The organism is Mucilaginibacter sabulilitoris (assembly GCF_034262375.1).
Lineage (GTDB): Bacteria > Bacteroidota > Bacteroidia > Sphingobacteriales > Sphingobacteriaceae > Mucilaginibacter > Mucilaginibacter sabulilitoris.
In genome coordinates, this window is sequence record NZ_CP139558.1 from 1,182,759 (window position 1) to 1,196,670 (window position 13,912).

9 protein-coding genes are annotated in these 13,912 nt (G+C 45.4%); 5 read left to right on the forward strand and 4 right to left on the reverse strand.

The features are described from left to right. Positions 1–50: 50 nt before the first annotated feature. A complete protein-coding gene (locus SNE25_RS05170; protein WP_321564023.1) occupies positions 51–2,390 on the forward strand; it encodes a glycoside hydrolase family 3 protein in 2,340 nt (779 codons plus the stop codon). 32 nt (positions 2,391–2,422) lie between these two features. After that, positions 2,423–3,964 (forward strand): carboxylesterase/lipase family protein, encoded by a 1,542-nt coding sequence (locus SNE25_RS05175; RefSeq protein ID WP_321564024.1) that lies wholly within the window; start codon positions 2,423–2,425, stop codon positions 3,962–3,964. A gap of 3 nt (positions 3,965–3,967) precedes the next feature. Here the strand turns inward: SNE25_RS05175 and SNE25_RS05180 are convergent, their stop codons facing one another. Together SNE25_RS05180 and SNE25_RS05185 are read right to left on the reverse strand one after the other, a co-directional pair. After that, complete coding sequence (locus tag SNE25_RS05180; RefSeq protein WP_321564025.1) at positions 3,968–4,270, reverse strand: winged helix-turn-helix domain-containing protein; 303 nt, start codon at positions 4,268–4,270, stop codon at positions 3,968–3,970. Continuing rightward, positions 4,267–4,875, reverse strand: coding sequence for a hypothetical protein (locus tag SNE25_RS05185; RefSeq protein WP_321564026.1), 609 nt, complete (start codon positions 4,873–4,875; stop codon positions 4,267–4,269). Before SNE25_RS05185 ends, SNE25_RS05180 begins: the two co-directional genes overlap by 4 nt. A 618-nt stretch (positions 4,876–5,493) precedes the next feature. Here SNE25_RS05185 and SNE25_RS05190 point away from each other — a divergent pair. Next, positions 5,494–6,318 (forward strand): DCC1-like thiol-disulfide oxidoreductase family protein, encoded by an 825-nt coding sequence (locus SNE25_RS05190; RefSeq protein ID WP_321564027.1) that lies wholly within the window; start codon positions 5,494–5,496, stop codon positions 6,316–6,318. Continuing rightward, the gene (locus SNE25_RS05195; protein ID WP_321564028.1) at positions 6,318–7,247 is read left to right on the forward strand and encodes a TIGR01777 family oxidoreductase; all 930 of its coding nucleotides are present in this window, start codon (positions 6,318–6,320) and stop codon (positions 7,245–7,247) included. Before SNE25_RS05190 ends, SNE25_RS05195 begins: the two co-directional genes overlap by 1 nt. Before the next feature lie 250 nt (positions 7,248–7,497). Here the strand turns inward: SNE25_RS05195 and SNE25_RS05200 are convergent, their stop codons facing one another. Both SNE25_RS05200 and SNE25_RS05205 read right to left on the reverse strand, forming a co-directional pair. Next, the gene (locus tag SNE25_RS05200) at positions 7,498–8,754 is read right to left on the reverse strand and encodes a DUF3999 family protein (RefSeq protein ID WP_321564029.1); all 1,257 of its coding nucleotides are present in this window, start codon (positions 8,752–8,754) and stop codon (positions 7,498–7,500) included. Beyond that, positions 8,705–11,134, reverse strand: coding sequence for a DUF2339 domain-containing protein (locus SNE25_RS05205; RefSeq protein WP_321564030.1), 2,430 nt, complete (start codon positions 11,132–11,134; stop codon positions 8,705–8,707). The genes SNE25_RS05200 and SNE25_RS05205 overlap by 50 nt, the downstream gene beginning before the upstream one ends. 333 nt (positions 11,135–11,467) lie before the next feature. Here SNE25_RS05205 and SNE25_RS05210 point away from each other — a divergent pair, with 333 nt between their 5' ends. Next, positions 11,468–13,849, forward strand: a complete 2,382-nt coding sequence (locus tag SNE25_RS05210) for an alpha-L-rhamnosidase-related protein (protein WP_321564031.1) — start codon at positions 11,468–11,470, stop codon at positions 13,847–13,849. The last annotated feature ends 63 nt before the right edge of the window (positions 13,850–13,912 follow it).

A 13,912-nucleotide genomic window follows, 5' to 3' on the forward strand; every position in this document is an offset into this window, starting at 1 on the left:
CAGGCATTAATTAATCAGCAACTTTATATAAACCAATTACTATAAACCTTATGGCAAACCAGTTTAAATTTATAGCGCTGCTATCCCTGCTGCCTGCAACAGTAGCGATGGCCCAAACCAAATGGACCGAAAAAAAGTCGGGCGATGTTGTTTTTGTTGCCAACACTGGCGGGCAAAGCCTGGGGTATTCCACTACTTCGGGGGTGAAAATTTTAACTGTTGATGGTCTGGCTTTTAAAGACCTCAACAAAAACGGCAAGCTGGACAAATATGAAGACTGGCGCCTGCCTGTTGATGTACGGGCAAAGGACCTGGCAACCAAAATGAGCGTGGAGCAAATTGCGGGGTTAATGCTCTACAGTAAACACCAGCCCATACCAGCCGCCCCCGCCGGCCCGTTCGCCGGGACTTATGGAGGCAAAAAGTTTGCCGAAAGCGGTGCCAACCCGTATGATCTTTCTGATCAGCAAAAGCAATTTCTGGAAAAAGACAATGTGCGCCACGTGCTTATCACATCGGTACAAAGCCCTGAAATTGCAGCGCAGTGGAATAACAAGGCGCAGGCTTTTGTAGAGGGCCTGGGTTTAGGTATCCCGAACAATAACAGTTCTGACCCGCGGCATGGTACTGTTGCTACTGCCGAATATAATGCCGGTGCGGGCGGGGCTATTTCCATGTGGCCCGGCTCGTTGGGGTTTGCCGCTACATTTGATCCTAAAGTGGTTGAAAACTTCGGGCATATAGCAGCATTGGAGTATCGTGCCCTGGGTATTGCTACCGCGCTATCGCCGCAGGTTGATATTGCCACCGAGCCTCGCTGGGCACGTGTGAGCGGAACGTTTGGCGAAGATCCACAGTTATCTGCAGATATGGCGCGTGGCTATATCGATGGTTTTCAAACTTCGGCTGGTGATAAGGAAATTAATGGTGGCTGGGGCTATGGTAGTGTAAATGCCATGGTAAAACACTGGCCCGGTGGCGGAGCGGGCGAGGGTGGCCGCGATGCGCATTATGGATATGGTAAATATGCCGTTTATCCGGGCAATAACTTTAAGCAGCATCTAATTCCGTTTACCGAAGGCGCTTTTAAGCTGAATGGTAAAACAGGAATGGCGGCATCAGTAATGCCATATTATACCATCTCCTTTAACCAGGATACCAAAAACAAGGAGAATGTGGCCAATAATTATAACTCCTACATTATCAACGATCTTTTAAGAAAGAAATACAAGTTTGACGGTGTGGTATGTACCGACTGGCTGGTGACGGGCGATGAAACCGCAGTTGATCAGTTTCTGTCGGGCAAGTCGTGGGGTGTTGAGGGCCTTTCTATAGCGCAACGGCATTATAAGATATTGATGGCCGGGGTTGACCAGTTTGGCGGTAACAATGAGGTTGCCCCTGTGGTTGCCGCTTACCAGATGGGTGTTAAAGAACATGGCGAAACTTTTATGCGGGCGCGGTTTGAGCAGTCGGCCGTAAGGTTGCTGCGAAATATTTTCCGGACAGGCTTGTTTGAAAACCCGTACCTGGATCCCGAAGCGTCCAAAAGTATTGTAGGCAATCCTGAATTTATGAACGCTGGTTATCAGGCGCAGCTGAAATCAATTGTGATGCTTAAAAACAAGGGGAATGTACTACCGCTTACCAAAAATAAAACGGTGTATGTTCCAAAGCAATTTACCCCGGCCGGCAGAAATTTCCTGGGAATGGAAACACCCGAGAAATTGGAATACCCTGTTAATATAGAAACAGTAAAGAAATATTTTAAAGTTACCGAAAATCCAGAGGAGGCCGATTACGCCCTGATATTCGTCAGAAGCCCTAACAGTGGTGGCGGTTACAATAGTGATGATGCCAAAAACGGCGGAACCGGATATGTACCGATCAGTTTGCAATACGGCCCATACACCGCTAATGACGCACGTGCCACAAGTATAGCCGGCGGCGACCCGTTAGAGAAATTTACCAATCGTTCTTATAAAGGGAAATCGGCCACTGCTATCAATACTACAGATTGGGGTATGATCACAGATACTTATGCCAAAATGAAAGGTAAACCGGTAATTGTTTCAGTTGATATGAGTAACCCGATGGTGTTTTCGGAATTTGAAAAAAGCGCCGATGCCATCCTCGTTGATTTTGGTGTACAGGGGCAAGCCACGCTTGATCTGCTTACTGGCAACAGCGAGCCATCGGCTTTATTGCCGCTTCAAATGCCTGCTGATATGAAAACTGTGGAGGAGCAATTTGAAGATGTGCCTCATGATATGAAATGTTATACCGATGACCAGGGGAATACGTACGATTTTGGCTTCGGGCTTAACTGGAAAGGTGTTATCAATGATGCCCGTACTGCTAAATACAAAAAAGCAGGTGTTAAACCATAAATGGACCTATAATAACTCATTAACCTATTCAAATGAAAAGCTGCTTGATATTAGCTGTAATGTTGTTGTACTGCACTTTGGCCCATGCTCAAAAAAGTGAGCTGGCCGTAGTTAAAACCGATGCAGGGCTCGTTTCGGGCAGTACCAATGTTACGGGCGATGTACATATATTTAAGGGGATACCCTTTGCGGCTCCCCCGATGGGCGACCTGCGTTGGAAGGCGCCGCAGCCGGTACAACCCTGGGATGGTGTTAAACAATGCACCACGTTTTCAGCCAGCCCTATGCAGGGTAAGCCCGACGAGTTTGGCGTTTACACGCGTGAGTTTCTGATCCCCTATGAACCTATCAGCGAAGATTGCCTTTACCTGAATGTGTGGACGGGAGCCAGATCATCCGCAGAAAAAAGGCCTGTTCTGGTTTACATATACGGCGGTGGTTTTTCATCAGGCGGGGCAGCAGTGCCTATTTATGACGGGGAAGCTACTGCTAAAAAAGGGGTGGTTTTTGTGGTGATTAATTACCGGGTAGGGATATTCGGGTTTTTTGCTCATCCTGAGCTTAGTAAAGAATCGGGCCATAATGCATCGGGTAATTATGGCTTGATGGATCAGCTGGCTGCACTTAAATGGATTAAGCAAAACATAGCGGCCTTTGGCGGCGATCCGGGAAATATTACCATTGCCGGGCAATCGGCAGGATCTATGAGTGTGAACTGCCTGGTGGCTTCGCCGCTTGGAAAAGGACTGTTTCAAAAAGCCATTGCCGAAAGCGGCGCCAGTTTTATTACAGGCCCATTCGGTAGTACAACTTTACAACAGGCCGAGCAAGATGGCGAAAAGGTGGTCAAAACCATAGGTGTAAATTCTATTGCCGAGATGAGAAATAAGCCGGCTTCAGAATTGGTTAATAAATCGCAATGCAGACCTATTATTGATGGTTATGTACTGCCCAAATCAATCGCCCAAATTTTTGCCGATAATGAAGAAAACGACGTTCCACTGCTTACCGGCTGGAACGAGGATGACGCCTTTGTGGGGAAGCTAAAAAACGCGGAAGATTATAAAAAGCAGATATCGGCGCAATACGGAGTTAATGCCAATACGTTCCTGTCACTTTACCCCGCCGGAACAGACGAAGAAGCTGCAACCTCGCAGATAAGGATAAGCCGCGACCAGATATTCGGCACACAGAATTATACCTGGGCTAATGTGCAAAGTGAAAAAGGGCGCTCGAAAGTTTATGTTTATCGTTTCACGCGTCGATTGCCAGCCACTGCAGATTTTGTGAAGTATGGTGCTTTTCATACCGGCGAGGTAGCCTATGCTTATGACAACCTTAAATTCCTAAACCGACCGTGGCAGCCGGTTGATCAAGAGCTGGCAACAGTAATGTCGGCGTATTGGACAAACTTTGCTAAAACAGGTAACCCCAATGTCAAAGGCTTAGTCGTATGGCCTGCCTACAACACGCATGATAACCAGATCATGATATTAAGCGAGAAACCTGCAGCAAAGCCATTGCCCGATAAGGCCGCACTTGATTTTATGCTGACGCAGATGAGCGGGAAGTAACGATTACTTTTTTTGCTGTTTAATAAGGTTTTCCAGTGCCTGCAGGTGTAGTTTAAAGGCAGCCCGGCCTTTTTCTGTCACCAGGTAACGGGTGTTGGGTTTACGGCCGATAAAGCTTTTTTGCACCTGCATGTATTCTTCTTTTTCTAATGCTTTAAGGTGCGATGCCAGGTTGCCATCGGTAAGGTCAAGCAGTTCTTTAAGCGAATTAAAGTCGTAGCTTTCATTAGCCACCAGTACGCTCATGATTTGCAGGCGTATGCGGTTTTCAAATGCTTTATCAAACTGGTCTAACGATATTTTCACGAATCGTATTTAAAGTGCATCACAGTGCCATAAATAATATGCAGCGCGCCAAATCCTACGGCCCAGAAAATTAATCCGAAGCCCGGTATCAATGCGGCCAGCAAACCTAATAAAATCTGCAATATCCCCAAACCCTTCACATCCGAATAAGTATAGTGACTGGCGGCTATCAGGGAAAGCCCATAAAATATAAGTGTTGATGAGGCTACAATGCCATAATGCCCGTGAAGTATCAATATAAAGGTGAATAGCCCGCCGCTTACCAGCGGTATAGCCATATTAACCACTAGCCGTTTACTGATGGTTCCCCAAAAGGGCTGTCCGTTTTTCTTTGATTTTTTAAAGGACAACCAAATGGCGGTGCCGATGGACAGAAAAAGTACGGCAAATGCCAGCATAAATAGTTCGGCTATGAGCGTAGTATCATTGCGGTTAACGATGCCGTCGTTTGCCTGGTGGATTAGCTGATAGCCTGCGCCCGCGCCAATTAGCGCGTAAATGCCGGCCATAATACCCGACAGGCCGCTTAGGGAAATAAACTTGGCCGAGCGCTCCATCAAATCGCGGATGGAACTGATTTCGGCGTGAACGTCTTTTTCTTTCATGAAAGTACTTTGGTTGCCAAAGTTATTAAGATTATTGGGAATTGCAAAAGGGGGGAGAAAATCTGCAGTAAATTTATTATCCTGCGCCATTGCGAGGCACGAAACAATCTATATACTATACAGCGCGAACAGGCATTTGAACCTGCCTATGTAGAGATTGCTTCGCGCCTCGCAATGACGCGTTTTTATTTATTTTAATCCTCCCACCCTCTTTGCGCCGCAGGCGTAGGAGGGTGGTCAGCGAAGCACAGATCGGGTGAGTCGCGCGTGGGCAATCACATCAAAAACTAATCTTCATAATTCGCGATTGCTTTGTCGTACCTCCTCGCAATGACATGTTTTGCTTGTTATTTCTGACAACATAAGAAAGAGGTGTCACGCTGAGCTCCGTCGAAGATGGTGGCAAAGGCCTCTGCGCTCGACCCTTCGACGGCGCTCAGGGTGACAGACCGTCTCCATGTCATTTCGAGGGACGACGCAATCGCGAACGATACAGAGAACCCAGAGGGCATTTTATTACAAATCTTCCTTTTTAAATTATATTTTCAATAATTATTGAAAATTCAAAATAAATAGTAATTTTGTGTTGTTGAATTACGATAACATAATTAATAAAGTATGAAAACGCTAAAAGATCATGTGGTACTTTTCGACGTAGAATGCCCCATGTGCAGTGTGTACACCAAAGCCTTTGTAAAAACCGGTATGCTTGATCATGACGGCCGCACTGCCTATCAGCATGTGGCAGCAGGCGCCTGTCCGGTATATGACCACCAGCGCGCAGTGAACGAAATTGCGCTTGTAAATCTTAAAAGCGGTGAGGTAACCTACGGTATAAAAAGCCTGTTTAAAATAATTGGTAATGCCTGGCCGGTTTTCGCGCCGCTGTTCGCATTTAAGCCTTTTGTGTGGTTCATGAGCAAAGTTTACGCCTTTATATCATATAACAGGCGCGTTATTATTCCGCCGGCTAAAGACGAGGCGAATTTTACTTATCAGCCTACATTTAAAAAACATTACCGCGTAGCCTACCTGCTGTTCACCTGGTTTTGTACAGGGTATATACTTACGGCTTATGCACACCTGCTTACCGGGCTCATACCCCTGGGCGGCCCTTACCGTGAGTATATGATATGCGGCGGACAGATCATTTTCCAGGGAACAATAATGACCTTTTGGGACCGCCGTCAAACATGGACTTACCTGGGCAATATGATGACTATTTCTTTCGGCGGGAGTTTGCTGCTTTTAATTCCGCTGGCAATAAACCATTGGTTCAAATTAGGGTCTGATGTATATGCCTGTTGTTTTATGGGGGTTGCCGGGTTAATGCTGTTGGAACACATCCGTCGTACAAAGCTGCTTGACCTGGGCTGGACGCTCACCATAACCTGGGTTATATACCGTATTATTTTATTGGCACTTATCACCAACCTGAACTAATGAAACCTTACAAAAAAATTGTACTTGCCGGCGGCAATGGCTACCTGGGTACTGTACTGGCAAAATATTATAAAGACAAAGCCAATGAAATTATTATCCTGGCCCGCAAACCGGCCAAAGCTGTTGACAATATTCGGACTGTAGTATGGGACGGTAAAACCGAAAACGGCTGGACCGTACAGCTAACCGGTGCCGATATGCTGATAAACCTTTGCGGTAAAAATGTAAACTGCCGCTATACCGAAAAAAACAAAGCCGAAATTATTACCTCACGGGTGCTGCCCACTGAGCTGCTGGGGCATGCGATCAATAAAATGGCAAACCCGCCAAAACTGTGGATCAATGTTACATCTGCTACCATATACCGCCATGCCGAAGACCACCCGCAGGATGAAGAAACCGGCGAAATTGGCTACGGTTTTTCTATTGATGTTTGTAATATATGGGAAAGTGTTTTTCTGAGCAGCGAAACACCGCATACCCGTAAAATTGCCCTGCGCATGGGTATTGTACTTGGCCGTAGTGATAGTGTTTTTCCGCGCCTGCTTAACCTCGTGAGGCTGGGTATGGGCGGCCAGCAGGGCGATGGGCAGCAGTACATGGCATGGGTGCATGAGCATGATGTAGCCCGCAGTACGCAATGGTTGCTTGATCACCCGGAGATGGAGGGCATATTTAACTGTACTGCGCCTGTAGCAGTAAAAAATACTGATATGATGCATACCATCCGCAAAACTTATGGCATGCCTTTCGGTTTGCCCGCCCCCGAGTGGCTGTTGGATATAGGAGCCAGGGTTATAGGTACCGAGCCCGAACTGATACTGAAAAGTCGCTGGGTAAAACCAAAACGCCTGCTCGATTCTGGCTTTACCTTCCAGTTTGAAAAAGCCGAACACGCGGTGCATGATATTTTGAGTGTAAGGACGTAAACGCGGGTAGACTCACCCCGTCTGCGCTTCGCTGGACGACCCTCCTACGCCTGCGGCGCAAAGAGGGTAAAGAAGAGAATTGTCATGCTGAACGTAGTGAAGCATCTATTCTATAAAATGCATAGTTCACTAACAGATCCTTCGCTACGCTCAGGATGACAATTGAAATTAAACTTTCAAGCGCCCTCTTTGCGCCGCAGGCGTAGAGAAGGTGACCGAGCGCAGCGATGGTCGGGTGAGTCTTTGCCAGCTATTCCTTCCCAGCCTTTTTACCCACTTCTTTAGTCATTTTTAAAGTAAGGAAAAGCAGCAAGCCTGCAGCAACGATAATGGCAATCCAAATAAACAAGGTATAATCACGGTCGGGTTTGGCTTGTTTGATTTGATAGGCGGTGTTTTGCTGCACATCCCCATGGCTTATCTGCGGGGTATTGTCCCGAATACTGTCGGCAAAAAATTTAAGGTCATATTCGGGGGCCTGCACCGATGAATCTCCTGCCAGCAGGTGGTAGGTTTCCTTACTATCCAGGTAGCTGATCAATGACTCATCCGACTGATAAGCATCAACGCCTTTGATTGTCAGCGGCGGGTTATCGCCGTTGTTAATTTGCAATAGTAACTCTTCGGTTTTGGCAGATAGGAGCAGGTCGGTAGCTTTGGCTGAGTTGAGCGCTGTCTCCGCAAGCAGTTGTTTTTCTTTGTTATTGATCTGATATATCTCCACATCCCGCTTAAAATACTTTGGCGATGTGATGTCGATATGCAGTTTATTTACCTGGTAATGATCATTAAGCTTTATAGTAACATAGGTGGTTTTATTGCTATCAACCCGGGCAAGTTGTACCGGCAAAATCCGGATGTAATTGAGCGAAGCTGCATATTCGGTATATACACCGGCCTGCAAAAATTTGATGGGTGTTTTGTTTTTATCGTTCACCAAAATTTTGAGGTAACGGTAACTGCTGGCCGGGAAAGCCAGCGACTGCATATAAGTACCTTCGCTGTTGGCTACAGCCTCTTGCAGGGGGATGTCTTCCTGTATGGCGAACCACTGTTTCAGGTCATCGCTGCCCACTAAGTTCACTTTGCGCTGTACGGCTGTGTTTTGCAGCTTTATCCAGAGGCGGTCAAGGACCAGGCCGGTTTTGTTTTCTACAATAAAGGTTGTTCCGGTGTCGGAGCTTAGCGGCGCATCAACCTGGTTAAAAACAACAAAGCTTTTCTGGTCTTTTTGAGGCAGGCTGCCCGCAGGTATATAGGGAATAAAATTGCCTTTGGCATCGGCTATCCGGATGTCGGACAGATCGGCTTTGACTTTAGCTACTAATGCAGGCTGTAAACTAATACGGTAAAAGCCGGTAACTTCAACCCTGGGCAGCACGGCCTGGTATTTAAAATTCTTTTGCGCCAATGCCGGTAACATAAGCGCGCAAAGCAGTAAGGTAATGCAGGTAATTTTACTCATCCTGGGGTTTGGCTTGGTCATCAGCAGGCTTTGCTTCATCATTAACAATAATTTTTTTAACCTTTTGGTACATGAACGATATAATAAGCAATAAAACACCGAGGCAAAAGAACGCCGCGATTTTCCCGGCCACGGGTATGTTATTAATATCGAACAAAAATAATTTCAGCAACGTTAACGAAAACAGGCTTAACGATACAATACGCATCACCCTTAATTTATGGCGCATACCCAGCCACATCAGCGCGAAGGATAACAGGCCCCACAGTATAGGCAGCCCGGTTTTGATATAAACCGTCTCCACCCGGTCAATAGAATAGGTTTTGCTGTAAAACAATAAGTTACTCGCTAAGCTCAATTCCAAACTTAAAAACACCACCACCGCCGCGCTTATTATCCAGGTGAACAGTGTCTTCATTCCGGTATCTAAGGTTTTTTGGCACAAGCGTATGATGCGGTAAAACAGCAAAGCAATAAATATGGCGCCTATCCAATGGGCAGCAAAATGACTTGCGGACGGTTTTTGCTGCTCCAACATGAGCCTTTGCAGGTCAAAAAACTGCGGAGTTAGGGCCAAGTAAACCGTGATGCAAACCATTAAAATGCCCAGCCTTATTTTTTCATTGAAATTGAGTGCCGACACCTTTAGCGAAACCAGGTAGTATCCATAAATAAATACCGGCGTATACAACATCATGTATAAAATGTTTAAAGCCGTATTTGGGTAATGATTCAAAAATTGATGGTTTATCTCCAGCAATCCGCTAAAAAACAGCAGGGCAAGAGCGGCAATGCTGAAAATATGTTTGTCTACGGCTATGCCTTTTAAATGCGGGGCTTCATCGCGACTTATCAGAACGGATATCAGGTAGGAGCTTATAGACGCGATGAACGTAGTGATAAAACCTTTATTGGCTATAATAGTAAGGCTTGTTTCGTGATAGCTGTATATCTGGTACCAATCCATAAACAGGCTCAGCAACATGGCTATCCATAATATTAACGACGTAAGCTTCATAAGTTGGATAGCCGATTTTTGGTACAGCCAGTACAGCAGCAGCGCCTCCGATGCCCAGAAAATGGTGATGCTGTTGCCGTGCAGCTGTATAGGCGCCGCCAGCGAAATAAAGGTGAGCGTAATGCCTATAAGCAGGTATAGTATATTGGTATCAACCTTGCGTTTGCGGAATAATATGTATGATAGCACCAGGTTCACCACCGCCAAACTCACGCAAAATAGACCCCGGTATTGCTCGTCTTTCATCACGGTAAGCAGGTATAAGCCTGCCGCGAAATAAAGCGCGGTATTAATGAGTAAAATACTAAAGTCTGAAGCGATGAATTTTTTATTCTCCTTAACGTTGTGCGCTACATTAATGGCAAAATACAACAAGTAAAAAATGGTAGCGTAAATAAACCCGGTGTGGTATGTTGGTGCGGTAAGCGTATACAGTATGGATGCAAAAACAATAACCGTAAAGCCAAAGGATACTATGTTGAGTATGCGCCAGGCTTTAAAGTAAGCAATAATGAGCAAACCTGTATTGAGTATGAGCAGGTAAATAAACAGGCCATTATAATTGGCATTGCCGGTGCTAACCATAAACGGACTGGCAAAGCCACCCACCAGCGCAATAACGGCAAGCTCCTGCTTGTCATACAGCAGCGAAAGCACCACCGCGAAAATAGTAATGATAATAAGTATAATGAACGATGTTGTTTGACCGAATAAGTTGAACTGGTGATATGCTAGTGTTATGGTAAAGTAGAATACCGCCAGGCCGCCACCAACCAATACCGAACTGAAAGCCTTGTAGCTGTTACGCAGGCGGTGTGCAATACCTATTAAAATAGCGCCGCACGCAATGCCAACCCCTACGCGGCCGGCCTTGCCAATCCAATCGTTATCAATGGCAAATTTTACAAAATAGCCAATGGCCAAAACCAATATGGCAATACCAATTTTGTTAATGAGGTTTTCGCCGATAAATTTCTCCAGGTCAGGGTGGCGCTCAAAAAATGATGGCTGCGGTTCCCTGGGTTTTGGCGGATTAAAATCAGAGGTTTTAACCGGTCGGTGAATGGTTGAGCGGCTATCGGTAATAACTTCAGGCCGTCGTTCAATATTTTCAGGTTTGGCAAATTCAGGTATCGGTGGTACTTCTGCAGGTACAGGTGGTTCCGGTTTGCTGGCAGGTGCTTCGGGTGGCTTAACCTGCGGTATTTCGCTGATTGCAGATTTAGTCGCTTCCGGTTTTTTAACTTGTTCTTCAAGTGTTCGGGACACCCGCAAATGTTCAATCAGGCGTTTTAGCTCTGCCGTTTTATTATCAAGATCGCTCAATTTGCGGTTAATATCCGTTTTGTTGCTCACTATTAAATAAACAATCAGGATGAGTATCAATACGGTTAAAATGTCCATAGCCTTAGGTTTAGCAAAATCTAAAGATAGATGATTTATGAAATAATACGCATTACAGATAAATAATGTATAAGCAAAATCAGATTTTTGTAGTAAATAGAGTTTAGCTAAAGCCGATTATGTACCCTCTTTATCCGTTGGCTAAAACCAACGGCAATGATTTTAATTAAAACAGATAATTCATTGCCGTCCCATTTAAGTGACGGATCGCCAAAGGAGAAAAGGCTTCAGCCAAATTCACTAATTTGAATAGTGCATAAGCTAAATCAATTAATTAACTTAGCTTCAATTCATCATCTCCTGCTGCTAACTACAGTAAACAAAACCTTATAAATGAAGAAATTTTTTAAGCTTATCCTGTTAGTCGCCTGCGTGTCTATCATAAAAACCGGCCATTCCCAAACCATTTCTCCCGAACTTTTAAAGGGGCACTGGAAAGCCTCCTGGATCACCGTTCCTGATGAGCCCGAAAAAGATTACGGTGTTTATTATTTCCGTAAAAATGTCCAGCTTAGCACAAAACCAACCTCTTTTATTGTTCATGTATCGGCCGATAACCGGTATAAGTTATATGTTAATCAAACGCTGGTATCATTGGGCCCCGCCCGAGGCGATACCTACTATTGGAATTATGAAACGGTTGACCTGGCATCTTATCTGAAAGCCGGCAATAACAGTATAGCAGCATTAGTCTGGAACGAAGGCGATTACCGCCCCGAAGCGCAGATCTCGCTTCGCACCGGTTTTATTATGCAGGGTAATACAGCTAATGAAGCTATTGTTAACACTGGTAAAACCTGGAAATGTATCCGCGACAAAGCTTACCAGCCTTTAAACGGTATTGGCTATCACCCATACTATGTGGCCGGTCCCGGCGAATTGGTAAATATGAATAATACCATCAAAGGATGGGATGCGGTGGATTTTGATGATAGCGCGTGGAAAAATGCCATTAAAATAGATGCGGGCAATCCCAAAGGCACCGTAAATGCTTTCGGCTGGATGCTGGTGCCATCGTCACTGCCCCCAATGGAACTCAAATACCAGCGGATAGCGACGCTTCGCAAAGCGGAAGGGGTAACGGTGTCCAAATCCTTTCCGGCGGTAAAAACGGCTGTAACTATACCTGCCAATACATCGGCTACCTTATTGCTCGATCAAACTTTTTTAACCAATGCCTTTGTAACGCTTAATTTTAGTAAAGGCAAAAACGCATCGGTAAAACTAACTTATGCCGAGGCTATGTTTACCCGTTTAACTGGCCGCGAAGGCACTGTAAAAGGTAACCGGAACGATGTGGAGGGTAAATTATTTGCCGGTCGCCGCGATAGTATTATTTCCGACGGCTCGGCTAATCAAACTTTTACCACACTAGCCTGGCGTACCTATCGCTATATACAGGTAAAAATAAAAACAGGCAATGAGCCTTTGGTTATTGATGATATGTATGGCACATTCACCGGTTATCCGTTTCAATTAAATGCGAAGCTGGAAACCGGTAACCCCGAAATGCAAAAGATGCTGGACATTGGCTGGCGAACCGCGCGTCTTTGCGCCGGTGAAACCTATACCGATTGTCCTTATTATGAACAGCTGCAATATGTAGGTGACAGCAGGATACAAGCGCTCGTATCATACTACAACAGCGGCGACGACAGGCTGGCGCGCAACGCCATTAACCAGATGGATCAATCGCGCATTGCAGAAGGGTTAACGCTGAGCCGGCACCCGTCTTTCTCCCCGCAAATTATTTCTACCTTTTCGTTGTGGTACATCGGTATGCTGCATGATTACTGGATGTACCGGCCCGACAGCGCTTTTGTAAAAAACAAGCTGGAAGGGGTAAGAGCTGTACTATCATTCTTTAGTAAATATCAGCAGGCCGATGGTTCCTTAAAAGATACCCCCTATTGGACTTTTGTTGATTGGGTGAACGACAAAGGCTGGGATTTTGGCGAGGCGCCCATTAGGAATGGCAATTCGGCGGTGTTAGACCTGCAGCTGATGTGGGCCTATAATCAGGCTGCCGAAATGGAGGCGAAAATGGGAATGCAGGCTTTCTCGGCGCTGTACAAAGAAAAAGCGACCCAGCTAAAAGCAACTATTCAAAAAAGGTATTGGGATGCAGGCAGACAATTGTATTCTGACACTGAAGACAAACAATTGTTTTCGCAGCATACCAACACGCTGGCGGTGTTAACCGGCATGATCGGCGGAGCGGACGAAACCGCTTTATGCAAAAAACTATTAACCGATACTACGCTTACCAAATGCACCATCTATTTTAAATATTACCTGCACCAGGCCTTGATAAAAGGAGGGCTGGGTAACGATTACCTGAAATGGCTTGATATATGGCGCAAAAATATTGATATGGGTTTAACTACCTGGGCCGAGATCTCTGACCTGGAACATAACCGGTCCGACTGTCATGCCTGGGGTGCAAGCCCTAATATTGAATTTTACCGGACCATATTAGGCGTTGACAGCGATGAGCCTGGTTTTGCCAAAGTGAAAATTGAGCCGCATTTGGGCGATATGAAAAATATAAGCGGCGAAATCCCTCACCCCAACGGGAAAATTACAGTTAAATATCAATTTGAGAAAGGTAAATGGAATATCCTGATCAATCTGCCAGAACAAACATCAGGCATTTTTAGGTGGAAAGGGAAGGATTATATGATCAAATCGGGAGAAAACAAGCCAATTGTTTAAATGTTTTAAAGAAAAGTACAATTTAAGTCATAAAATTTTAACAAATTGGTAACAAAATTGCAA

Bases quoted from the DNA above. Each gene is read 5' to 3' on its own strand.
- SNE25_RS05170 (WP_321564023.1), top strand. From the start codon at position 51: ATGGCAAACCAGTTTAAATTTATAGCGCTGCTATCCCTGCTGCCTGCA.
- SNE25_RS05175 (WP_321564024.1), top strand. From the start codon at position 2,423: ATGAAAAGCTGCTTGATATTAGCTGTAATGTTGTTGTACTGCACTTTG.
- SNE25_RS05185 (WP_321564026.1), bottom strand. From the start codon at position 4,875: ATGAAAGAAAAAGACGTTCACGCCGAAATCAGTTCCATCCGCGATTTG.
- SNE25_RS05190 (WP_321564027.1), top strand. From the start codon at position 5,494: ATGAAAACGCTAAAAGATCATGTGGTACTTTTCGACGTAGAATGCCCC.
- SNE25_RS05195 (WP_321564028.1), top strand. From the start codon at position 6,318: ATGAAACCTTACAAAAAAATTGTACTTGCCGGCGGCAATGGCTACCTG.
- SNE25_RS05200 (WP_321564029.1), bottom strand. From the start codon at position 8,754: ATGATGAAGCAAAGCCTGCTGATGACCAAGCCAAACCCCAGGATGAGT.
- SNE25_RS05205 (WP_321564030.1), bottom strand. From the start codon at position 11,134: ATGGACATTTTAACCGTATTGATACTCATCCTGATTGTTTATTTAATA.
- SNE25_RS05210 (WP_321564031.1), top strand. From the start codon at position 11,468: ATGAAGAAATTTTTTAAGCTTATCCTGTTAGTCGCCTGCGTGTCTATC.